General features: G+C 65.0%; 22 protein-coding genes. 8 read left to right on the plus strand and 14 right to left on the minus strand.

Features of this window, described 5'->3' with window-relative positions; all coding sequences use genetic code 11:
* Position 1: 1 nt before the first annotated feature.
* The 7 genes from cysT to cysG form a co-directional block, all read right to left on the minus strand.
* Entirely contained in the window at positions 2 to 808 is an 807-nt protein-coding gene (gene cysT / locus I6F38_RS18270) for a sulfate ABC transporter permease subunit CysT (RefSeq protein ID WP_028334726.1), read from the minus strand.
* Positions 809 to 858: 50 nt separating this feature from the next.
* On the minus strand, positions 859 to 1,848 hold the full coding sequence (locus I6F38_RS18275; protein ID WP_225161301.1) for a sulfate ABC transporter substrate-binding protein: 990 nt from the start codon (positions 1,846 to 1,848) through the stop codon (positions 859 to 861).
* Between the two features lie 204 nt (positions 1,849 to 2,052).
* Positions 2,053 to 2,781: a phosphoadenylyl-sulfate reductase gene (locus I6F38_RS18280; protein WP_225161302.1), complete on the minus strand. Its 729-nt coding sequence runs from the start codon at positions 2,779 to 2,781 to the stop codon at positions 2,053 to 2,055.
* A complete protein-coding gene (locus tag I6F38_RS18285; RefSeq protein WP_225161303.1) occupies positions 2,778 to 3,290 on the minus strand; it encodes a DUF934 domain-containing protein in 513 nt (170 codons plus the stop codon). Before I6F38_RS18285 ends, I6F38_RS18280 begins: the two co-directional genes overlap by 4 nt.
* On the minus strand, positions 3,277 to 4,932 hold the full coding sequence (locus I6F38_RS18290) for a nitrite/sulfite reductase (protein ID WP_225161304.1): 1,656 nt from the start codon (positions 4,930 to 4,932) through the stop codon (positions 3,277 to 3,279). Before I6F38_RS18290 ends, I6F38_RS18285 begins: the two co-directional genes overlap by 14 nt.
* Before the next feature lie 12 nt (positions 4,933 to 4,944).
* A complete protein-coding gene (locus tag I6F38_RS18295) occupies positions 4,945 to 5,262 on the minus strand; it encodes a DUF2849 domain-containing protein (protein WP_028334721.1) in 318 nt (105 codons plus the stop codon).
* On the minus strand, positions 5,259 to 6,710 hold the full coding sequence (gene cysG, locus I6F38_RS18300; RefSeq protein WP_225161305.1) for a siroheme synthase CysG: 1,452 nt from the start codon (positions 6,708 to 6,710) through the stop codon (positions 5,259 to 5,261). Before cysG ends, I6F38_RS18295 begins: the two co-directional genes overlap by 4 nt.
* A 247-nt stretch (positions 6,711 to 6,957) precedes the next feature.
* Between cysG and cysD the strand changes: the two genes are divergently transcribed.
* Together cysD and cysC are read left to right on the plus strand one after the other, a co-directional pair.
* Positions 6,958 to 7,752 carry a sulfate adenylyltransferase subunit CysD gene (gene cysD, locus I6F38_RS18305; protein ID WP_225161306.1) on the plus strand — a complete coding sequence of 265 codons (795 nt, stop codon included), beginning with the start codon at positions 6,958 to 6,960 and terminating at the stop codon, positions 7,750 to 7,752.
* A 41-nt stretch (positions 7,753 to 7,793) separates the two neighbouring features.
* The gene (gene cysC / locus I6F38_RS18310) at positions 7,794 to 9,713 is read left to right on the plus strand and encodes an adenylyl-sulfate kinase (RefSeq protein WP_225161307.1); all 1,920 of its coding nucleotides are present in this window, start codon (positions 7,794 to 7,796) and stop codon (positions 9,711 to 9,713) included.
* A 128-nt stretch (positions 9,714 to 9,841) separates the two neighbouring features.
* On the opposite strand, the gene I6F38_RS18315 is transcribed toward cysC, so the two are convergent.
* A complete protein-coding gene (locus I6F38_RS18315) occupies positions 9,842 to 10,840 on the minus strand; it encodes an AraC family transcriptional regulator (protein ID WP_225161308.1) in 999 nt (332 codons plus the stop codon).
* Between the two features lie 79 nt (positions 10,841 to 10,919).
* Between I6F38_RS18315 and I6F38_RS18320 the strand changes: the two genes are divergently transcribed.
* The 3 genes from I6F38_RS18320 (at position 10,920) to I6F38_RS18330 (ending at position 14,441) form a co-directional block, all read left to right on the plus strand.
* On the plus strand, positions 10,920 to 11,117 hold the full coding sequence (locus I6F38_RS18320; protein WP_225161309.1) for a hypothetical protein: 198 nt from the start codon (positions 10,920 to 10,922) through the stop codon (positions 11,115 to 11,117).
* Positions 11,118 to 11,140: 23 nt separating this feature from the next.
* Complete coding sequence (locus I6F38_RS18325) at positions 11,141 to 12,073, plus strand: MFS transporter (protein WP_346657119.1); 933 nt, start codon at positions 11,141 to 11,143, stop codon at positions 12,071 to 12,073.
* Between the two features lie 205 nt (positions 12,074 to 12,278).
* Positions 12,279 to 14,441 carry a malate synthase G gene (locus I6F38_RS18330; protein ID WP_225161310.1) on the plus strand — a complete coding sequence of 721 codons (2,163 nt, stop codon included), beginning with the start codon at positions 12,279 to 12,281 and terminating at the stop codon, positions 14,439 to 14,441.
* A 389-nt stretch (positions 14,442 to 14,830) separates the two neighbouring features.
* On the opposite strand, the gene I6F38_RS18335 is transcribed toward I6F38_RS18330, so the two are convergent.
* The 3 genes from I6F38_RS18335 to I6F38_RS18345 form a co-directional block, all read right to left on the minus strand.
* Complete coding sequence (locus I6F38_RS18335; protein WP_016842974.1) at positions 14,831 to 14,986, minus strand: Thivi_2564 family membrane protein; 156 nt, start codon at positions 14,984 to 14,986, stop codon at positions 14,831 to 14,833.
* A 112-nt stretch (positions 14,987 to 15,098) separates the two neighbouring features.
* On the minus strand, positions 15,099 to 15,728 hold the full coding sequence (locus I6F38_RS18340; protein ID WP_225161311.1) for a DUF2865 domain-containing protein: 630 nt from the start codon (positions 15,726 to 15,728) through the stop codon (positions 15,099 to 15,101).
* Positions 15,729 to 15,755: 27 nt separating this feature from the next.
* The gene (locus I6F38_RS18345; RefSeq protein ID WP_225161312.1) at positions 15,756 to 16,568 is read right to left on the minus strand and encodes a L,D-transpeptidase; all 813 of its coding nucleotides are present in this window, start codon (positions 16,566 to 16,568) and stop codon (positions 15,756 to 15,758) included.
* A 227-nt stretch (positions 16,569 to 16,795) separates the two neighbouring features.
* On the opposite strand from I6F38_RS18345, the gene I6F38_RS18350 reads away from it, so the two are divergent.
* The 3 genes from I6F38_RS18350 to I6F38_RS18360 all read left to right on the plus strand — a co-directional run bounded on the left by I6F38_RS18350 (position 16,796) and on the right by I6F38_RS18360 (position 19,002).
* Positions 16,796 to 17,908 (plus strand): AI-2E family transporter, encoded by a 1,113-nt coding sequence (locus I6F38_RS18350; RefSeq protein ID WP_225161313.1) that lies wholly within the window; start codon positions 16,796 to 16,798, stop codon positions 17,906 to 17,908.
* 113 nt (positions 17,909 to 18,021) lie between these two features.
* Positions 18,022 to 18,393, plus strand: coding sequence for a DUF883 family protein (locus I6F38_RS18355; protein ID WP_016842979.1), 372 nt, complete (start codon positions 18,022 to 18,024; stop codon positions 18,391 to 18,393).
* A gap of 165 nt (positions 18,394 to 18,558) precedes the next feature.
* The gene (locus I6F38_RS18360; protein WP_225161314.1) at positions 18,559 to 19,002 is read left to right on the plus strand and encodes a hypothetical protein; all 444 of its coding nucleotides are present in this window, start codon (positions 18,559 to 18,561) and stop codon (positions 19,000 to 19,002) included.
* Between the two features lie 136 nt (positions 19,003 to 19,138).
* Here the strand turns inward: I6F38_RS18360 and I6F38_RS18365 are convergent, their stop codons facing one another.
* The 3 genes from I6F38_RS18365 to I6F38_RS18375 all read right to left on the minus strand — a co-directional run bounded on the left by I6F38_RS18365 (position 19,139) and on the right by I6F38_RS18375 (position 20,375).
* A complete protein-coding gene (locus tag I6F38_RS18365; RefSeq protein ID WP_225161315.1) occupies positions 19,139 to 19,531 on the minus strand; it encodes a hypothetical protein in 393 nt (130 codons plus the stop codon).
* A gap of 351 nt (positions 19,532 to 19,882) precedes the next feature.
* The gene (locus I6F38_RS18370; protein WP_168857994.1) at positions 19,883 to 20,056 is read right to left on the minus strand and encodes a hypothetical protein; all 174 of its coding nucleotides are present in this window, start codon (positions 20,054 to 20,056) and stop codon (positions 19,883 to 19,885) included.
* 136 nt (positions 20,057 to 20,192) lie between these two features.
* Positions 20,193 to 20,375, minus strand: coding sequence for a hypothetical protein (locus tag I6F38_RS18375; RefSeq protein WP_225161316.1), 183 nt, complete (start codon positions 20,373 to 20,375; stop codon positions 20,193 to 20,195).
* Between the last annotated feature and the right edge of the window lie 70 nt (positions 20,376 to 20,445).

Raw genomic sequence — 20,445 nt, forward strand, 5'->3', positions numbered from 1 at the left:
CTCAATGCACGGGGATGCGGGCTTGCGCCCAGCGTTGCAGCCGGTTGATCAGGAAGATGATCAGGAACGAGGCCACCAGCATCACGACCGCGATCGCGGTGGCATCGGCATAACGGAATTCGGACAGCCGGATCACGATCAACAGCGGCGCGATCTCGGAGACATTGGGCAGATTGCCGGCGATGAAGATCACCGAACCGTATTCACCGATGGCGCGGGCGAAGGCGAGCGCAAAGCCGGTGAGCAGCGCCGGGATCAAACTCGGCAGGATGACGCGAAACACCGTGTGCCAGCGATTGGCGCCCAGGCTCGCCGCCGCCTCCTCGATCTCGGGATCGAGATCGATCAGCACCGGCTGCACCGTGCGCACCACGAACGGAATGCCGATGAAGATCATCGCGATGAAGATCCCGATCGGCGTGAACGCGACCTTGATGCCGAGCTCGGCGAGCGGCGCGCCGAGCCAGCCCTTCTGCGCGAACAGCTGCGTCAGCGCGACGCCGGCGACCGCCGTCGGCAAGGCAAACGGAATATCGACGATGGCGTCGAACAGCCGCCGGCCCGGAAAGCGGTAGCGCACCAGCGCCCAGACGATGACGGTGCCCATCACCAGATTGACGCAGGCGGCCGCAAACGAAAGCCCAAACGAAATCTTCAGGGCGTTCAGGGTGCGGCGGCTGGTGATGATGCCCCAGAACTGGTCGAGGCTGAGCTCGAACGTCTTGAGGAACAGCGCAGCTAGCGGAATCAGGATGATAACGGAGAGCCATGTCAGGGTCAGTCCCATGGTGAGACCGAACCCCGGCAGGGTACTGCGCCGTGCAACTGCTGTGCTCACATATCCCCCTGATAATCCGATCAGTTCTTGTAGATCTGATCGAAGATGCCGCCCTCGGCGAAGTGCTCCTTCTGGGCCTTAGTCCAACCACCGAAAACGTCGTCGATGGTGAAAAGTTCAACCTTGGCGAAGGATTTTTCGTACTCCTTGGCGATCTCGGGATCGCGCGGCCGGTAGGAGTTGCGCGCGGCGATCTCCTGGCCTTCCTTGGTGTACCAGTACTTCAGATAGGCCTCGGCGACGGCGCGGGTGCCCTTCTTGTCGGCCACCTTGTCGACCACGGCGACCGGCGGCTCGGCCAGGATCGACTGCGGCGGGGCCACGATCTCGAACTTGTCCGCGCCGAATTCGCGCAGCGCCAGAAAAGCTTCGTTCTCCCACGCCAGCAGCACGTCGCCGACGCCGCGCTCGACGAAGGTCACGGTCGAGCCGCGCGCGCCGGTGTCGAGCACCGGCACGTTCTGATAGAGATCGGCGACGAACTTCTTCGCCTTGTCCGCCGAGCCGAACTTCTTCTGCGCATAGCCCCAGGCGGCAAGATAATTCCAGCGCGCGCCGCCCGAGGTCTTCGGGTTCGGCGTGATGACGCTGACGCCGGGCTTGATCAAATCGTCCCAATCCTTGATGCCCTTGGGATTGCCCTTGCGCACCAGGAACACGATGGTCGAGGTGTAGGGCGAGGCATTGAGCGGCAGCCGCTTCTGCCAGTCGGCGGCGATCAGGCCCTTGCCCGCGATCGCATCGATGTCATAGGCAAGCGCCAGCGTGACGACATCGGCCTGCAATCCGTCGATCACCGAGCGCGCTTGCGAGCCGGAGCCGCCATGCGACTGCTTGATCTCGACGCTCTTACCGGTTTCCTTCTGATAGGCCGCGGCGAACGCCTTGTTGAAATCGACATAGAGCTCGCGCGTCGGATCGTAGGACACGTTCAGCAGCGAATAGTCGGCCGCAAAGGCCGAGCTCGCCCACAACAATCCCGCGACCAGCGGCAGGATACGACGGATCATTTCTGTCTCCATTCAACCTGAGAAATGTCAGGGAACACGCAAGACATAACTCACGGCGAAGTGGTCTTAAGTCAACGAAACCGGTTTTCTTTGTTTTCGGCGGCGCAGCGCGCTTGTGCTACGAAGTCGCGGCACTGCGAAGGCTTTGTCGCGTCGCCAAATCACGATGAAGACTCATCGCGATCGAGCGCCCTGCTCCATGCCCTATGACATCTTCATCGTATGGATGCCGCATTCCGTCTTGCCCCGGCCGCGCCAGCGGCCGTCGCGCGCATCCTCGCCGGCAGCGGACCGGCTGCTGCAAGGCATACACCCGACCGACTGATATCCCGATGCGACAAGTGGATGCGGCGGCAGCTTGCCGAGCGTGTAGATCGCCTCGATCTCCTCGCGGGAGACGTTGGCGAACGGATTGAATTTCAGCCTGACGCCGTCATCCTCGACAACCGGGATGTCGGCGCGGGCACCGCCCTGGAAACGCTTGCGGCCGTTGATCCAGCCGGCGAACGGCTTCAGCGCACGCGCCAGCGGCTCGACCTTGCGGATGCGGCAGCAGGCGTCGGGATCGGTGAACCACAATTCGCGGTCCGGATCCTGGCGCGACAGCGCTTCCTCATCCGGCTTGATCGAGCGCACGTCGGTGAGGCCGAGCGTCTTGATCAGCGTGTCACGATAAGCCAGCGTCTCCTCGAACAGCCAGCCGGTATCGAGAAACACCACCGGGATCGCCGGATCGACATCCGCCATCACCTTGAGCAGCGCGGCGGACTCGGTGCCGAACGACGACACCAGTGCCACCTTCTCGCGGCCGAGCGTCCTGACCGCGGCCGCGATCACCTCGGCGGGTGACGCTGTGCGCAGCGCGCGATCGAGTGCATCGGCCGCGGGCAATGCGGCCGGCGCCGCCGCGAGCTCTGGTGCAAGCGTGCTCACTGGCCGGCGCTCTCCGAGTGACGCAGCTGCATGCGGCGGTTGAGCGCCGTGACGCGGCCGTCGCCGGTCGGCTGGTAGAACACCGAATAGCGCTTCATGGTCGCGGCAAACGCGTCGGCGTCGGCGTCCTTCTTCACCTCGAAGGCGTCGAAGCCGGCGCGCGTCATGAACACGAACTGGTCGCGCAGGATCTGGCCGGTGGCGCGCAGCTCGCCGTCATAACCGTAACGCTCGCGTAGCAGGCGCGCCTGGCTGTAGGCGCGGCCATCGCGGAAGGTCGGAAACACCAGCGCGACCGAGGCCAGCCGATCGAGATGCGGCACGAGATCGTCGAGGTTGCGGTTGTTCGGCCAGATCACGCCTAGCTTGCCGGGACGGCGCAGCGCCTCCGGATCGGCGAGAAAGCGCTCGGCGCTCACCAGCACCGCGCCGTCGCCTGGCAGCTCGGCGCCGTCGGCGACATGCACGAACAGATCGGTGGTGATTCTTCCCTGCTTAACGAGTGGCATAGACCCGCTCCCTGATAGGCTCGACGCCCAGACGCTTCACCGTATCGACGAACAGTTCCTCGGGACGGTCGCGCAGCGCGAGATAGGCTTCGACAATGTCTTCGATCACATCGGCGACTTCTGCATAGGGAACGGCCGGGCCGATCAGCGTGCCCAACTGCGCGTTCTCGTCGGCGCGGCCGCCGATCGTGATCTGGTAGAATTCCTCGCCGTTCTTCTCGACGCCGAGAATGCCGATGTGGCCGACATGGTGATGGCCGCAGGCATTGATGCAGCCGGAGATGTTGATGTGCAGCCGCCCGATCAGATCGGCGGTGTCGTGGTTGGCGAAACGGCGCGTCAGCTCCTGCGCGATCGGGATCGAGCGCGCATTGGCCAGCGAGCAGTAGTCCAGCCCCGGGCAGGCGATGATGTCGGTGACGAGGTTGACGTTCGGCGTCGCGAGGCCGAGGCGGTCGAGCGCCTTGAACAGTTGCGGCAGGTCGCGCTTGGCGACGTGCGGCAGCGCCAGGTTCTGCTCGTGGCCGACGCGGATCTCGCCGAACGAATATTTGTCGGCGAGGTCGGCGACTGCGTCCATCTGCTCCGCGGTGGCATCGCCCGGAGGGCCACCGACTGGCTTCAGCGACAGCGTCACGATCGAGTAGCCCTGCACCTTGTGCGGCGCGACCGAGTTCTTGCGCCAGCGCTCGAACAGCTTGTCATGCGCGGCCTGCTTCAGCTCGTCCGGCATGTGCGGCAGCTTCTCGTAAGGCGGATAGGAGAAGCGCGAGCGGACCTCCTCGATGGCGGTGTGATCGAGCGTCAGCCCGACATCGCCCATCGCCTTCCACTCCTCCTCGACTTCCCTGGCGAACTTCTCGATGCCGAGCTCGTGCACCAGGATCTTGATGCGCGCCTTGTAGATGTTGTCGCGGCGGCCGTACTGGTTGTAGACGCGCAGGATCGCCTCGATGTAGCTCAGGATATCGCGGCCCGAAACGAACGGCTTGATGGTCTTGGCGATGAATGGCGTGCGGCCGAGGCCGCCGCCGACCAGCACCTCGAAGCCGGTCTCGCCGTCGGCATTCTTGTGCAGGCGCAGCCCGATATCGTGGATCTTGATCGCGGCGCGATCGTGCTCGGCGGCCGTGATCGCGATCTTGAACTTGCGCGGCAGGAACGAGAATTCCGGATGCAGCGTGGTGTGCTGGCGGATCAGCTCCGACCAGATCCGCGGATCTTCGATCTCGCCCGGCGCGACGCCGGCCCACTGGTCCGAGGTGACGTTGCGCATGTTGTTGCCGGAGGTCTGCATCGCGTGGATGCCGACTTCCGCAAGATCGGCCAGCGCGTCGGGCAGCTCGGCGAGCTTGATCCAGTTGAACTGGATGTTCTGCCGCGTGGTGAAGTGGCCATAGCCGCGATCGTAGCGGCGCGCCACATGGGCGAGCCGGCGCAGCTGCTTCGACGACAGCGTGCCGTAGGGGATCGCGACGCGGAACATGTAGGCGTGCAGCTGCAGGTACACGCCGTTCTGCAAGCGCAGGATCTTGAATTCGTCCTCGGTGAGCTCGCCGGAAAGGCGGCGCTTCACCTGGTCGCGGAATTCCGAAACACGCTCGTTGATCAGCGTGCGGTCGAGTTCGTCATATGCATACATGATGGATGAGCCTTACGCCGGCACCTGAAGATCGATCGTGACGCCCTTGGCGCGGATGTGTTCGCGAAGATTGCCCGGCTTGAGCTTGCCGCCGTCCTTGAGCTCGACCGGCGCGATGTAGGGGCCGACCGCGCCGACATCGTCGGCGGTGGCTTCGGCCAAAAGCGCACGTGCGTCGTCGGAGGTGCTGACGACGGCGGAATCGGACAGTTCGGTGGACCAGCCTTGCTTGGCGGTTCGGTACACCACGGCACCATCCCAGGTGCGGTTGGCGGTCACCACCGAGGGGCCCGTGATCCTGATTTTCTTCTGTTCAAGCGGAGAGGTCATTCGGCAGCTTTCAGCAGTTCGGAGAACATCTGGTTGGAGAAGAGTTGGGTGACGTTGGACCGGCTCCACGGCGCGGAATGCGCAACCACGTCGCCGATGATGAGAATTGCGGGACCGCCATCGACCTGTTTGACGAGTTCGGGCAGCCGCGCCAGCGTGCCGACCGCGGCCTTGGCATCCGGCCGGGTCACGCGCGCGAACACGCCGACCGGCGTCTCCGGCGAGCGGCCCGCGGCAAGCATGCCTTCGCGGATCGAAGGCGCCGCGGTCATGCCCATATAGACGACGACGGTCATCTTCTTGTCCGTCAGCACCGACCAGTCGACGACCTCGGCATCGCGCGCCTTGTGAGCGGTGAGGAAGGTGATGCGCAGCGCCTCGTGCCTGAAGGTCAGCGGCACTTCGAATTGCGCGGCCGCGCCCAGACCGGCAGAGACGCCCGGAATGATGGAGTAAGCGACGCCGGCGTCACGCAGCGCCTCGATTTCCTCGCCGCCGCGGCCGAAGATAAAGGGATCGCCGCCCTTCAGACGCACTGCGCGCTGGCCGGACTGCGCGGCCTCGATCATCAATGCATTGATGGCGTCCTGGCCGATGCCGGGCTTGCCGACACGGCGGCCGACCGGGATCCGCGTCGCATCGCGCCGGATGCGGTCAAGAATTTCGGACGACACCAATTCGTCATAGAACACGACGTCGGCATCCTGCAGCGCGCGCAACGCTTTCACCGTGAGCAGATCCGGATCGCCGGGACCGGCGCCGACCAGCGTCACGTGACCGATGGCTTTGCCTTCCGCGCTGGCGCCGGCGAATGCGGCGGGATCGGTGATCGCGTTCAGCGCCTGCTCGGCCTCGTCCTTGCGGCCGGCCAGCACCAGCGCGCCGATCGGGCCGTCGACAATGCGCTCCCAGAAGCGGCGACGCAGCGGAAACTCCTCGATGCGGGCGTGGATCGATTTGCGGACGCCGCCGATGAAGCCGGCGAGATCGCCGATCCGCGCCGGCAGCACCGCCTCGATCTTCTCGCGGATGCGGCGCGCCACCACCGGCGACGTGCCGCCGGTGCCGACCGCGACCACGACATCGCCGCGATCGACGATCGCCGGCATGATGAAGGTGGAGTGCACGAGGTCGTCCATCACGTTGACCGGCAGGCCGATCGCTTTGGCGCGCACCGACATCGCAACACCGATCTCGCCTGCGCCGGCACAGAGGACGGCGATGACATCGGAAAGATCGGCGGTGAGCGGATCGCCTTCGGCGCGCTCGATCCGCGCGGCGTCCTCCGCCGCAAGACCGGCAATGTCATGATCACCGTCGGTCGCGTACCAGCGCACCGCGGCGCCGGCGGCTGCGAGCAGCCGCAACTTGGCGCGCGCGAGGTCGCCCGCTCCAACGAGCAGCACCTTGCCGCTTTGCAGATCCAGAAACACCGGCAGATATCGCATCAGACACTCGCTTCCCCAACTTGGGGGTTGACTGAAATTATTTTCTATTTATCTCTCGATCAAGGCCAGCAAAGAGAAAATTATTTCTTCTCTATTGCAGCGCAACTTTAGAATTTTCAACTCCACAGGCCAAGGCCAAGAGATGCATCTTCTCGACAACGAATCCGTCGCCGCCAGGACGCGGTCCGCAGCGCTTAGCAATGCATCTTCCGTGCCGGGGATTCCCGCCAATCAGGCGCCTCCGTCGATGGATCATCTCGACGAGCTGGAGGCGCAGAGCATCTACATTCTGCGCGAAGCGTTCGCCCGGCTAAAAAAGCTCGCGCTGCTGTGGTCGCTCGGCAAGGATTCCAACGTGATGATCTGGCTGGCGCGCAAGGCATTCTTCGGCCGCGTCCCGTTCCCAGCGCTGCATGTCGATACCGGCAAGAAATTTCCGGAGATGTACGCGTTCCGCGACCGCTTCGGAAGGGAATGGGATCTCGACCTGCGCGTCGAGCCCTGCCCGCCGATCGACAGCGTCGACCCGACCCTGCCGCCGGCCGCACGTTCCGCCGCGCGCAAGACCGAGGGCCTGAAGCTCGCGCTCAACAAGTTCGGCTTTGACGGATTGATCGCCGGCATCCGCCGCGACGAGGAGGCAACCCGCGCCAAGGAGCGCGTGTTCTCGCCGCGCGGCCTCGAGGGCGAATGGGACGTCCGCGACCAGCCGCCGGAGTTCTGGGACCAGTTCAACGCCTCGCCGCCCCAAGGCGCGCACTTGCGCATCCATCCGATCCTGCATTGGACCGAGGCCGACATCTGGGCCTACACCAAGCGCGAAGGCATTCCGATCATCCCGCTCTATCTCGCCAAGGACGGCAAGCGCTACCGCTCGCTGGGCGATTCCGACATCACCTTCCCGGTCGCCTCCACTGCGTCCAACATCGACGAGATCCTCACCGAGCTCGACGGCACCAAGATCCCGGAGCGCGCCGGCCGCGCGCTTGACCACGAGACCGAGGATGCGTTCGAGCGGCTGCGCGTCGCCGGCTATCTCTGATCAACACTTCAAGCAACACCAAGCTTCGTGCGAGCGTTCCGATGAACATGATCCTTCCTACCGCCTCGATCTCGGCAACGCCCAACGGCACGACGCGGCCGCAGGTGCGCATCGTCATCGTCGGCCACGTCGATCACGGCAAGTCGACGCTGGTCGGGCGCCTGCTGCACGAGACCGGCAGCCTGCCCGACGGCAAGCTGGAAATGCTGAAGGCGGTGAGCGCGCGGCGCGGCATGCCGTTCGAGTGGTCGTTCCTGCTCGATGCGCTGCAGACCGAGCGCGACCAGGGCATCACCATCGACACCACCCAGATCCGCTTCCGCACCCGCTCGCGCGACGTCGTGCTGATCGACGCGCCCGGCCACGCAGAGTTCTTGCGCAACATGATCACCGGCGCCTCGCAGGCCGACGGTGCCGTGCTGATCATCGATGCGCTGGAAGGCGTGCGCGACCAGACCAGGCGGCACGGCTATCTCCTGCATCTGCTCGGCGTGAAGCAGGTCGCGGTCGTGGTCAACAAGATGGACCGCGTCGAGTTCAGCGCCGACCGCTTCAAGGAGATCAGCGACGAGATTTCCGCGCATCTGATCGGCCTCGGCGTGACGCCCACGGCGGTGATCCCGATCTCGGCGCGCGACGGCGATGGTGTTGCCGAGCGCACGGCGCGGATCGACTGGTACAAGGGACCGACCGTGGTCGAGGCGCTCGATGCGCTCGAGCCGGCACGCCCGCTGGCCGAGCTGCCGCTGCGGTTGCCGGTGCAGGCGATCTACAAGTTCGACGACCGCCGCATCGTGGCGGGCCGCATCGAGTCCGGCAGCCTGAAGGCCGGCGACGAGATCGTGATCATGCCGACCGGCAAGATCGCGCGGATCAAGACCGTCGAGAGCTGGCCGGTGACGCCGGTGAACGCCCCGCAGGGCGCTGGGCGCTCGGTCGGCATCACGCTCGACCGCGAGCTGTTCCTCGAGCGCGGCGACATCATCGGACATTCCGGGCAGAGCCCGCGCGACACCCGCCGCATCCGCGCCCGGATCTTCTGGCTGCACGACAAGCCGCTGACCAAGGGCGAGCAGATCCTGATCCGGCTCGGCACCAAGGAAAGCCGCGCCACCGTGGTCGCGATCGAGAAGGCGGTCGATCCCGGCGCGCTGTCCAACGAAGAGAACACCGCGATCGCGCGCAACCATGTCGGCGAGATCGACATCTCGCTGGCGCAGCCGGTTGCAACCGATCCCTACACCGACAATCCGCGCACCGGCCGCCTCGTGATCGAGGTCAACGGCCGTATCGCCGGCGGCGGTCTCGTGCTGTCGGTCGACGCCGGCCGGCCGGCGGTGCCGGTCGATATCGTGCCGGTGGAGTCCGCGCTGCGGCCGGACGAGCGCTCGGCGCGCTACCACCACAACGGCGCAGTGATCTGGCTGACCGGCCTGCCCGGCTCGGGCAAGTCGACCCTGGCGCGGGCGCTGGAACGGCGCCTGTTCGGCAATGGCGGCTCGCCGATCCTGCTCGATGGCGACACGCTGCGTGCCGGGCTGAACGGCGATCTTGGCTTCTCGCCGCAAGACCGCGCCGAAAACATCCGCCGCCTCGCCGAAGTCGCGACCCACCTGGCGCGCAACGGCCATATCGCCATCGTCGCCGCGGTGTCGCCATCGACCTCCGACCGTGCGGCAGCTCGCCGCATCGCCGACAGTGCGTTCCGCGAAATCTATGTCGCGACGCCGGCCGAAGTCTGCGAGACCCGCGACCCCAAGGGCCATTACGCCAAGGCCCGCTCCGGCGGATTGCCGTCTTTCACCGGCATCACCAATGACTACCAGCCGCCGACCGGCAACGAACTGACCATCGACACCTCGAACCGTTCGGTCAGCGATGCCACCGACGAGATCGAGCGGATGCTGGCCACGACCGGCATCCTGTTCGACGAACTGACCGACCTGGCGGCGAATATTTAGCTTCTCTTGCTGTCATCGCGCGGCTTGTCCGGGCGATCCAGTATTCCAGAGACAGCAATTATTGAGCCGATAGGCCGCGGCGTACCGGATGCCGCGCTTGAAGCGGGGCATAACGGCGGTGTTGAGGCCTATTCCGCCGCGCGGCTTTCGGCCCCGTGCCGTACCATCCCCGGCGATTGCCCGGTGACACGCTTGAACGCGCGGCTGAACGCCGCCTGTGACGCATAGCCAAGCCGCTGCGCGATCACATCGATCGGCTGGCGTTCATGCTTGATCCACTGTGTCGCGAGACGCATGCGCAGCTCGACAAGATAGCGCAGCGGCGATTGCCCGGTCATGGCCTGGAAGCGCTCGGCGAACAGCGAACGCGAGCAACCCGCCTCCGCCGCCAATTCAGCAACAGTCCAGTTGCGGCCGGGCGCGCGATGCAGCGCGCCGATCGCGCGGCCGAGACGCGGATCACGCAAGGCCTCGAACCAGCCCATGGCGTTGTCGCCGCCGCATTCGACCCAGCCACGCACGATCGACGCGGCGAGCACATCGGCGAGCCGCGCCATCACGCCGACGGAGCCGGCCCGCGGCGTGCAGGTCTCCCGCTCCATGGCCTTCAGCATCGGTTCGATTTCCGGCTGGCGCGCAAGCAACGTGTCGGCCCGCATCACCTCCGGCATCAGCGCGATCAGCGGGCGCATGCCGCCAAGATCGAAATTCATGCAGGCGCTGAAGACCAGGACGGACTCGTCCTGCGGGCATCCTTCAGGGCAGGCCGATGTCACATCGACATTGCCGCACAGCGTCTCGGTCTCGAAACGCTCGACGTCGCAACTCGGCTCATCCGGGGCCGAGACAAGATCATGCGCGCCGCCGCGCGGCAGGAAAATCGCGTCACCGCATCCAAGGGGAAGCAGCGTCGCATCGGCGTAGCGCAGAAGTGCCGTGCCATGTGCAACGAAGTGGAATTGCGCGCGTCCGTACGGCGTTTCGAACCGAAACCCGAAGGGCGCCCGCGTCTCGACCCGACGGTAGTGAACGCCCTCAAGCCGCATGCCGAGCAGCAACTCGCTCACCAGATCGACGGCGGCGTCGGTCGTATCGGCGGTGGACGATCTGGACGAATGATCAAACATTGGAGCGTTTATGGCATAGATCGTCCAAAACCTCCAGCCTATGTCTGCGGCGGTGCAACATAGATGGAAGGTTCGGCCAATGGATCAAGAAGTGGACCCCGCTCTGGCGCACGCCGATGCCGTTGCGCTGATGCCGGGCGACGCCGCACTCAAGGTTGGTGACAAGCCGGCCTCACCGGAAAGGCCCGCCTGGGGCGCCGTCGCGGCCATGATGCTGGGCGTCACCGCACTTCTGACGGCCGAGTTCCTGCCGTCCGGTCTGTTGCGCCGACACTGACGCGCAGGTTCAATCGAAAGCCGGTGCTGCTCAGCTTTTCGATTCTCCTGGTGATCTCCAATCTGCTGGTGGCGCTGGCGCCGAGCATCACGTTCCTGCTGGCGGCGCGGATCGTGCTCGGCCTTGCCATCGGCGGGTTTTGGGCGATGGCGGCAGCGACGACGATCAGGCTGGTACCGCCGTCGCTGGTTGCCCGGGCCTTGTCGATCGTGATGAGCGGCATTCCCGCCGCGATGATCATTGCCGTTCCGCTCGGCAGCTATCTCGGCGAGGTGGCGAGCTGGCGCTCCGTGTTCCTGCTCGCGACGGCATTGGGCGCAGCGGTATTCGTCATCCAGGCACTCGCTCTGCCGCGTTTGGCCCCAAGAGGAGAAGCCGGGCTCGACACCCTGATCGACATCCTGACACGGCCGGGGATCGGCGCCGGCATCTTGGCGGCAACGTTGGTCTTCACCGGACACTTCGGCTATTTCGGCTATATCCGTCCATTCCTTGAAAGCGTGACCGGGCTGGGCGCCGCCGGAGTTGCGGCGACCTTGCTTGTCTTCGGCGTCGCCAACTACCTCGGCTCGTTCGCGAGCGGGCTGATGGCCGAGCGCAAACTCAAGCTCACGCTGATCGCGATGCCGCTGGCGATCAGCGTGATCGGTCTGTTGCTCTCGGTCTTTGGCAAGGACGTCATTCCAGCTCTGGTGCTGGTCGCACTCTGGGGATTTGCCTTTAGTGGCGTACCGGTCGCGACCACGACCTGGATCACCCGCATGGTGCCCGACGAGACCGAGAGCGGGACCGGACTGACCGTGGCCTCGATCTTCCTCGGCATCACCATGGGCGCGGCCGGCGGCGGGCTGGTGCTTGATCTGATGGGCGCAGCCGCTGTGTTCGTAGCGGGCGCAATTCCCCTGGTGCTCGCTGCATTGCTGATCGCCAGCAAGGTACGCACCGGGGCGCCCTGACGGGTCTTTCCGGGAGCGAACCCCGGCGTTTGGAGAATTCAGGGTGACCGCCCGCGTGACGGTGCGCGTGGGGCCGGAAAGGGGGCCTTCTCAGAACCGGGACTTTAGGGCTAAAAGGGCCGTGAACGCGGCCCATTGGCGCGTTTTTTGCTGATTTCTTCTGAAAACAGCCCCTAAACGCCCCATTTCTTTGAGAAAGCCCATCATGACTCGTGTCGATGCCCATGGATTGAAGATCGCCCCTGTCCTGTTCGATTTCATCGCCAAGGAGGCGACGCCGAAAACCGGGATCGCCCCGGATGCGTTCTGGGCCGGACTTGCCGCCATCATCCAGAAGCTCGGACCGAAGAACCGCGAGTTGCTCGCGGTCCGCGACACGCTGCAGGCCAAGATCGACGACTGGCATCGCGCCAACAAGGGCAAGGCGTTTGACATCAACGCCTACACCGCGTTCCTCAAGGACATCGGCTACCTGCTGCCCGAGCCCGCGACCCACAAGGTCGAGACATCAAATGTCGACGAGGAAATCGGCAAGATCTGCGGCCCGCAGCTGGTGGTGCCTCTCACCAACGCCCGCTACGCGCTGAACGCCGCCAACGCGCGCTGGGGTTCGCTGTACGACGCGTTCTACGGCACCGACGCGATCCCGCACGATCCGAGCGAAGCTGGCCGTGGCTACAACAAGGCTCGCGGCGACAAGGTGATCGCGAAGGCGAAGGCCTTCCTCGATGCCGCCGTACCGCTCGCGACCGGAAGCCACACCGACGTCACCTCCTACGCCGTGATCGCGGGCCACCTCTCGGTCAAGCTGAAGAGCGGCAACTCGACCGCGCTGAAGAATGCCGCCCAGTTCGCCGGCTATCAGGGCGACGCCGCCCAGCCTTCCGCGATCCTGCTCGTCAACAACGGCATGCATGTCGAGGTCAAGATCGACCGCAACAACGTGATCGGCAAGGATGACCCGGCCGGCGTCGCCGACATGATCCTGGAATCGGCGGTCTCCACCATTCTCGACATGGAGGACTCGGTCGCCGCCGTTGACGCCGAGGACAAGGTGCTGGTCTATCGCAACACGCTCGGCCTGATGAACGGCACGCTGTCGGCCGATTTCGAGAAGGGCGGCAAGACGCTGACCCGCTCGCTCAATGCCGACCGCGTCTACAAGAAGCCCGACGGCAGCGAGCTGAAGCTGCACGGCCGCAGCCTGCTGTTGATGCGCAATGTCGGCCACCACATGTTCACCGACGCCGTGCTCGACGCCAAGGGTGAGGAAATCCCGGAAGGCATCCTGGATGCCGCGGTCGCCGGCCTGCTCGCGATCCACGACCTCAAGGGCAATTCCAAGGTCAGGAACAGCCGCACCGGCTCGGCCTATATCGTCAAGCCGAAGATGCACGGCCCCGACGAGGTGACGCTGACCTGCGACCTGTTCGCCGAGGTCGAGAAGATGCTGGGCCTGCCGGAGAACACGCTGAAGGTCGGCATCATGGACGAGGAGCGCCGCACCACGGTCAACCTCAAGGCCTGCATCCAGCGCGCCTCCAAGCGCATCATGTTCATCAACACCGGCTTCCTCGACCGTACCGGCGACGAGATCCACACCTCGATGGAAGCGGGTCCGATGATCCGCAAGAACGACATGAAGGCGCAGCCGTGGATCAAGGCCTATGAGGACTGGAACGTCGACAACGGCCTGATCGACGGCCTGCCCGGCCATGCCCAGATCGGCAAGGGCATGTGGGCTGCGCCCGACAAGATGGCCGACATGCTGGCGCAGAAGATCGGCCATCCGCAGGCCGGCGCCACCACCGCCTGGGTGCCGTCGCCGACCGCGGCCACGCTGCACGCGCTGCACTATCACCAGGTCAACGTGATCGCCCGGCAGCAGGAACTCGCCAAGGGTGGGCCGCGTGCAAAGCTCTCCGACATCCTCACCATTCCGGTGTCGCAGTCGAACTGGGCGCCCGACGATGTGAAGCAGGAGATCGACAACAACTGCCAGGGCATCCTCGGCTACGTCGTGCGCTGGATCGATCAGGGCGTCGGCTGCTCCAAGGTGCCCGACATCCACGATGTCGGCCTGATGGAGGACCGCGCCACGCTGCGCATCTCGAGCCAGCACCTCGCGAACTGGCTGCATCAGGGCGTCATCACCAGGGACCAGGTGATGGAGTCGCTGAAGCGCATGGCTGTCGTCGTCGACAAGCAGAATGCCGGCGATGCGCTCTACAAGCCAATGGCGCCGGCGTTCGATGGCGTGGCCTTCAAGGCGGCTTGCGACCTCGTGTTCGAAGGACGTACGCAGCCGAACGGCTATACCGAATACATCCTCACCGCGCGCCGCCGCGAGGCCAAGGCCGCGGGCTGATCCAATAGCCCGACGACAAGCAAAAGCCCCGGCGATCAGCCGGGGCTTTTTTGTGGGCGCCGCGAGTGAAGCCGGAATAGCCGGATGCGATCGCCCGCCGTCGCAAGGGCGCACTGCCAAAATATCGAAAACAACCCCATGCAAAGGTGCCGGCGGCGGCAACTTGACTCGTCGGGCAAATCAGCTCTACATTTCCATTATCCCGAAATCGTGCAGACGCCCTCGCCGTGTCATCACCCGCTCATGCATGCGCGGGTGACGACACCGAGAAGCTGTTTGACAACTTGAATCACGACCACCGTCATTGTCGTCCCTGCCTAGTGCGCAATTGCGCACCAGGCAGGGACGACGATGAGGATGGTTACGCTTCGCTCCTCGCAATGACGAACCTAGAACACCGCCAAATACTTCAGCAGCGAGACGATGCCGATGATGATGACGACGGCGCGCGCGATCTGCTTGGCGCGGCCGTCGAGCGGCAGCATGTTGATGAGATAAAGAACAAGAATAACGACAAGGAAGGTGACGAGTACGCCGACGAGCATGCGGAGCCCCCTGATGGCATCGGTGAATGTGCTGTTCGCCCTTTGCTAACGTGCGGGAGGCAGGCCGGTTCCGCGCCAGGAACCGAAGGCGGCCGCCCGCATGTGATCGACGCTACTCGCGCGCCACCACCGCCGGCCGGCCATATTTGGCGCGGATGCGATCCGGCGCCGGCGTGAAGTTGAGCTGCGCCCCGCGCCGGTCCGGACGGCTCACCGACATCAGCCCGTCCTTGCCGGCGACAATGTCGCCCTTGCGCAAGGTCGGATCGTCCTCGATTTTCACCGCGGCGAGGCCGACAGAGTCCTTGCCGTTGCAGGTGCAGCCCGAGACCAGCTCGTCGCGATAGCGGAACGCGTTCGGCAGCTCGGAATACGGCTTGCCGTCTTCCGTCGCGGCGTTGTCGATATTGCCGCCATAGACCACTTCGGTCGCGCTCGCCGGACAGAAGCTGTTGCAGCTTTCCGCCTTGCTCTGGTTGCCGGTCGCAGCAAGCGGGAAATAGCGGCCGTCGCAGGTCCGCACGCAATAGGCCTGGCCGACGTCATAGCGCGGACGGCGCTCGACCCGCGGCATCACAGGCGGGCCATCGTCGAACGGCATCCGGATCATCGGCGGGCGGCCCTGCATCAAGCCGCCGAACAGTTGCGAGAAGAAATCCTGGGCTTGCGCCGCAGGCGCAAGGGACAGGCCAAGCACTGCCGCGGTCCCGAACGCCCACCGCCTGGAGTATCGCGTCACCATCACCGGCCCTCAGTACAACATCGATCGTCAGTACAACGAGGAAGCCGGCGGGATGTTCATTGCTTGACGGCCGGACGGCAGCGTCGTCACCGCAGGCCGCGGTTGTGCCGGGCGGACCGAGATCTGCGTCGTGGTCGGGCCGATCTCGCGCGCGGCGAGGTGCGGCGCGTTCTTCGGCAGCACCACGACCCTGGTGCCGACGTCGACCCGGCTGAACAGGTCGGAAACGTCTTCATTGGTCAGGCGGATGCAACCGGACGAGACGAACTTGCCGATCGTCGAGGGATCGTTGGTGCCGTGGATGCGATATTCGCTGGAGCCGAGATACATCGCGCGCGCACCGAGCGGGTTGCCCGGGCCGCCGGCCATGAAGCGCGGCAGATAAGGCTGGCGCCTGATCATCTCGGCCGGCGGATGCCAGTCCGGCCATTCGGCCTTGCGGCTGATGGTCTGTGTGCCGGCCCAGGTGAACCCCTCGCGGCCGACGCCGACGCCGTAGCGGATCGCCCGGCCGCCGCCGAGCACGTAATAGAGCGCGGTGTTGCCGGTATCGATGATGATGGTGCCGGGCGCCTCGGTCGTGTTGAGCGCGACGGTGGTCCGGCGCAGCCGCTCCGGCAGCGCGCCGTCCTCGCCGGCCCCACTCGAGGGGTCGTTCATCACCTCGTCGGCGGGAAATGCGCCCGGCTGCGTCGACGCATAGCCGAGCGCGGAAGAACGGACCTGGGCGCTGGCCGACGTGGTGACGACAAACGGCGTCGCAAACAGGACGCTGGCGAGGGCAAGGGTGCGCGCGGCGCGCGACGCAAGCCGGCGGCTGGAAACAGACTGCTGTGTCATGTGCTGCCCCTGGACGGGATGCGCATCGTGGTGATGCGATGCCGGGCCAACGCGCATGGTCGCGAGTCGGTTCCGCCGCGAATCGTCGCGAAGCCGCGATTGTCAACCCGTCACGTCTCACGAACGCGCGACGGAACTTTCCGGGGAGCGGCCCGTTGTCATCGCGCCATTCGACGCGCGGGGCGACCACGCGACGGGTTTGTTCGTCCTCACGCCGGAGGAGTTCGGTGCGCGCCTTTCCAAGTGAAGACCTGCTTGGCAAAGCGCCCGAAGGCACGCCAGTCCCCGACAGCAAGATCGAACTGCCGCCGGTTGTCAGCCGCGCCGAGGCCGTCGCTTTCGCATTGATGGCCCTGCTGGTTATCGTCATTGTCGCGGTGCTCTATTTCGCACGCGCCTTCTTCCTCCCGATCACCATGGCCTTCATCGTCGGCACCATGCTGTCGCCGGCGGCGAGCTTGCTCGAACGCTATCGGATTCCGCGCGCGCTCGGCGCGGTCGTCATCGTGATCGCGGTCGGCGCCGCCGTCAGCTTCATGGTGGGGCTGATCGCCTCGCCGGTGATGGAGTGGAGCTCGCGGCTGCCCGAGCTCGGCGCGATCCTGAAGGAGAAGCTGCACGTGTTCGACCGGCCGCTCGCGCTGTGGCAGGAATTGCAGACCATGGTCGGCGGCTCCGATACGCTGGCTACGCTCCAACTGCCGAAATTCGAATGGGTGCAGCCGACGCTGGAATTCCTGTCGCCAACCTTCGCCGAATTCCTGCTGTTCATCGCGACGCTGATCCTGTTCATCGCAAGCTGGAAGGATCTGCGCCGCGCACTGGTGATGGCATTCAGCGAACGCACGGCGCGGCTGCGTACGCTGCGCATCCTCAACGAGGTCGAGACCCATCTCGGCAATTATCTTCTGATGGTGACCATGATCAATGTCGGCGTGGGCATCGTCACCGGCGCGATCTGCGCGGCAACGGGCATGCCAAACCCGGCCGGGCTCGGAGCGCTCGCCGCGACGCTGAACTTCGTTCCGATCATCGGGCCGATCGCGATGTTCGTCGTGCTGGTCGCGGTCGGCATCATCGCCTCGCCGACCATCGGCGCCGGGCTGATCGCGCCGGCATGTTTTGCGGTTGTGACCTTCATGGAAGGACATTTCGTCACGCCGACGATCGTCGGCCGCAGGCTGTCGCTGAACGCGCTGGCAGTCTTCCTGGCGCTGGCGTTCTGGACCTGGCTATGGGGCCCGATGGGCGCCTTCCTGTCGTCGCCGCTCCTGATCGTGGCACTGATCGTCAAGGAGCATTTGATGCCGGTCAATTCGCCGCAGCTGCCGGAGGAGTAGCAAGGCGTTCTCGAGCGAAGCCGGCACCGTTTGAAAGCCCGGTTTCACGGCTGGAACCATGCACCGCGCGGCGCGTTTTTGTTCCAGCACGCAAGTTCTCCGGGAGCTTTTCGATGTCGAGCACGGACAGCGCATTTGGGATCAAGAACATGACGGACAAAGCGACCTACGAACGCCTTGAAAAGGATGTCACCGCCGTGAAGAACGATATCGCCGCCCTCACCGAACAGATCACCGACGCGCTGAACTCGTTTGCCAACAACGCGGGCAAGCAGGCCCGCCGCCGCTACAAGGATGCGCGCGCCAGTGCGGAAGATACACTCGACGACATGTCGGAGCGCGGCAGCGCGATGATGGGCGCGGCGCAGGATGCCGCATCCTCGATCGAGGAATCGCTGGAAGATATGATCACGCAGCGGCCGCTGGCGACGGTCGGCCTTGCGCTCGGTCTCGGCTTCCTGATCGGCGTCACCTGGCGTCGCTAGGCAATCTGCGGTCTCCGGGGGATGAGCCCCATGGTGGCGATCACGCGGAAACCACCCCTCTGGATGCGATGCGGCGCTGGCGCGCCGCCGCCGCGTTTGTCGACGCGCTCTTCAGGGCAAGGCTCAAGGCAAGATTCAGGGCAAGATTCAGGGCAGGGCTGGTCGATGCTTCAGCGGCTGATCAATGACGTCAAGGATTCCACCGGCAACGCGCTGCGGCTGACGTCGCTGGCCGCGGCCGCCGCGATCGCGCTGTTCATCACCATCGGCTTTCTGTGCGCCGCCGCCTTCGTCTACGTGCTGCAGCATTACGGGCCGGTGGAAGCGTGCCTCGCCGGCGCCGCGCTGTTCCTTGTCGTCACGCTGATCGCCGCCAGCGTCTACATCATGCGCAAGCGCGAGATGCGCCGCCGCGCCGAGAAGGCGGCAAAGGCCGCCGCGGCCAATGTGTTCGCCGATCCGGTGGTGGTCGCCACCGGCCTGCAGATCGTGCGGGCCATCGGTGTGAAGCGGCTGATCCCGATCCTGGCGATCGGCGGCCTCGCACTCGGGCTGATGGCAAGCCGCAGCGCCGCCAGCAGCGGCGAGGCGGACGAGGAGGAGAAGTAGGCTACCGGGCCAGCTACCAAGCTCCGCCGTCATCGCCCGCGACGGCGATCCGGCACGCCGCGCCCTATCGGCTCAATAACGGCTGTCTCTGGAATACTGGATCGCCCGGACAAACAAGCCGGGCGATGACACCTACTCAGGTCACGCAGCGGCCGGGCTGCAGCAGCTTGGCCACTTCGGTCAGCACGCTGACCACGGGCTCGCAGGCCACCTTGCGGGTGTCGCCGGGCCGTGCCCGAGCCGGCACTGCGGGGCGATGGCGCGCCTCTTCCTTGGCCACGGGGACGCGGACCAGCACCGACGTATCGGGAAGCCGCTCGACCTTCAGCGCAACGGTCCGGCTCGGCAGGCCGGTGATTGGAACCGTGGCACGGTCGGTCTTGGCGGCGCGATTGACGGCGCTCTCCGGCGCCAGTGCGGTGGTGACCTGCTGGCGGCCGATGAGATCGTGGCCAGATGCCAGCTGGACGGCGCCAAGCGTCAGCCCAGCCGCCAGCGCAGCGAAAATTCCCATCTGAATCTTTGACATGGTGATGTCCCTCGCCCCATGGAAATTCGCTCGACGATCCCTTGGCGATCCCGGACACAACGCGAACGAAACCCGCGGGGTTCTCGCGTCCGGCCATCACTTAACCGTGTACGAAAATATTTTCGCTTGTGCGGAACGACTCAGGGGGTCTGCGAGTCTTTGGAAGAGCCGGTTATTCCCCCTGCCCCATTGACCGGCGACGTAGGGCGCGACCGTGGTGATGCCGGTCGCGCCCTGCTCTTTTTCTGGTGTGCCGCGAACGATGCGTCAGCCGGCCTGTCGCTCACCGGTCGCAATCGAAAAATCTGAAACCAAAGCCGGTCCTGCCACTCGCGAGAGGACCGTCCCGCGTCAGGCATTGTCGTTCGATGGCATGTCCTGGGATCGAACAACCGTCACTTCACGGCATGACGGGCAACGACCGACGTGAAACTTGATTCCGGTTGTCTGGTCGTCGACGAGCATCAATTCGCTCAAGGGCTCACCGCATTTGCAGGTGACCGTTTTCTGATCGGCAAAGTACATCTGACGTCCTCCATAAGCCTGGAGATTTCTCGTCTTCGGGGCGAGCTTGTTTGCGCCGTGCTCGCCCCCTCGCTTCCGCTCCTTCTCGGTCGATCAGATCCGGGCCATCCGGATTGGTGGGTGTGACTCCAAGCGCTTATTTCGAAGCGGATTTCGTCTTCCGTGACTCCGCGGCTTCGCGCGCCTGCCGCTCGGCCTTGAGGCGCTGGAAGTTGTCGTAGAACGCCTTCTCGCTGGCGCGATGCTCCTTCATCGCCTGCGATGCGTCTTGCTGACGCTGCGCATCACGGTCCTTGCGCTGCTGGGGAGTAAGATTCATGCGACCTCCGACTAAGCTCTTGAATCAACGCTGGATTCAACGCACGAGGCCGGAAAAGGTTGCACCTTGG

This window comes from Bradyrhizobium sp. BRP56, assembly GCF_020194035.1.
In the GTDB taxonomy this organism is placed as follows: domain Bacteria; phylum Pseudomonadota; class Alphaproteobacteria; order Rhizobiales; family Xanthobacteraceae; genus Bradyrhizobium; species Bradyrhizobium australafricanum.

What these genes read in the sequence shown, in the direction of transcription:
- I6F38_RS18275 (WP_225161301.1), bottom strand. Translation starts at nt 1,848, where the DNA reads ATGATCCGTCGTATCCTGCCGCTGGTCGCGGGATTGTTGTGGGCGAGC.
- I6F38_RS18285 (WP_225161303.1), bottom strand. Translation starts at nt 3,290, where the DNA reads ATGCCACTCGTTAAGCAGGGAAGAATCACCACCGATCTGTTCGTGCAT.
- I6F38_RS18290 (WP_225161304.1), bottom strand. Translation starts at nt 4,932, where the DNA reads ATGTATGCATATGACGAACTCGACCGCACGCTGATCAACGAGCGTGTT.
- I6F38_RS18295 (WP_028334721.1), bottom strand. Translation starts at nt 5,262, where the DNA reads ATGACCTCTCCGCTTGAACAGAAGAAAATCAGGATCACGGGCCCCTCG.
- cysG (WP_225161305.1), bottom strand. Translation starts at nt 6,710, where the DNA reads ATGCGATATCTGCCGGTGTTTCTGGATCTGCAAAGCGGCAAGGTGCTG.
- cysD (WP_225161306.1), top strand. Translation starts at nt 6,958, where the DNA reads ATGGATCATCTCGACGAGCTGGAGGCGCAGAGCATCTACATTCTGCGC.
- cysC (WP_225161307.1), top strand. Translation starts at nt 7,794, where the DNA reads ATGAACATGATCCTTCCTACCGCCTCGATCTCGGCAACGCCCAACGGC.
- I6F38_RS18315 (WP_225161308.1), bottom strand. Translation starts at nt 10,840, where the DNA reads ATGTTTGATCATTCGTCCAGATCGTCCACCGCCGATACGACCGACGCC.
- I6F38_RS18320 (WP_225161309.1), top strand. Translation starts at nt 10,920, where the DNA reads ATGGATCAAGAAGTGGACCCCGCTCTGGCGCACGCCGATGCCGTTGCG.
- I6F38_RS18330 (WP_225161310.1), top strand. Translation starts at nt 12,279, where the DNA reads ATGACTCGTGTCGATGCCCATGGATTGAAGATCGCCCCTGTCCTGTTC.
- I6F38_RS18335 (WP_016842974.1), bottom strand. Translation starts at nt 14,986, where the DNA reads ATGCTCGTCGGCGTACTCGTCACCTTCCTTGTCGTTATTCTTGTTCTT.
- I6F38_RS18340 (WP_225161311.1), bottom strand. Translation starts at nt 15,728, where the DNA reads ATGGTGACGCGATACTCCAGGCGGTGGGCGTTCGGGACCGCGGCAGTG.
- I6F38_RS18345 (WP_225161312.1), bottom strand. Translation starts at nt 16,568, where the DNA reads ATGACACAGCAGTCTGTTTCCAGCCGCCGGCTTGCGTCGCGCGCCGCG.
- I6F38_RS18355 (WP_016842979.1), top strand. Translation starts at nt 18,022, where the DNA reads ATGTCGAGCACGGACAGCGCATTTGGGATCAAGAACATGACGGACAAA.
- I6F38_RS18360 (WP_225161314.1), top strand. Translation starts at nt 18,559, where the DNA reads ATGCTTCAGCGGCTGATCAATGACGTCAAGGATTCCACCGGCAACGCG.
- I6F38_RS18365 (WP_225161315.1), bottom strand. Translation starts at nt 19,531, where the DNA reads ATGTCAAAGATTCAGATGGGAATTTTCGCTGCGCTGGCGGCTGGGCTG.
- I6F38_RS18370 (WP_168857994.1), bottom strand. Translation starts at nt 20,056, where the DNA reads ATGTACTTTGCCGATCAGAAAACGGTCACCTGCAAATGCGGTGAGCCC.
- I6F38_RS18375 (WP_225161316.1), bottom strand. Translation starts at nt 20,375, where the DNA reads ATGAATCTTACTCCCCAGCAGCGCAAGGACCGTGATGCGCAGCGTCAG.